1 protein-coding gene is annotated in these 373 nt (G+C 62.7%); it reads right to left on the minus strand.

The features are described from left to right. Positions 1–32: 32 nt before the first annotated feature. Positions 33–373, minus strand: a 341-nt coding sequence (locus EMN46_RS19430) for an integrase core domain-containing protein (RefSeq protein ID WP_154202668.1), incomplete at its 5' end; no start/stop codon positions are given.

Below are 373 nucleotides of genomic sequence, written 5' to 3' on the forward strand. Positions count from 1 at the left end.
CCCCCCGAAATCCAGCGCTCCGAGAAGTAGAGCTATGCGGCCATGGCCAGCCGCTGTTTTGGGGTGATGCCGCCCAAGGCCATGTTCGGGCGCTCGTGGTTGTAGCGCCACATCCATTGCGTGGCAAACTCGCGGACCTCATCAAGATCGCACCAATGGTACTGCGACAGCCACTCATAGCGCACAGTCCTGTTGAAGCGCTCCACGTAGGCGTTCTGTTGGGGCTTGCCGGGCTGGATGTGCTCGATGTGGATACCGCGGGCACTGGCCCAGTTCAGCAGCGCGGCGCTGATGTACTCCGGCCCGTTGTCGCAGCGAATGACTTGCGGCTTGCCGCGCCAGGCCATGATCTGCTCCAGCGTGCGCATCACAC

Origin of the sequence: Ancylomarina sp. 16SWW S1-10-2 (assembly GCF_009669305.1) — a bacterium.
Classification (GTDB): Bacteria; Bacteroidota; Bacteroidia; order Bacteroidales; family Marinifilaceae; genus Ancylomarina.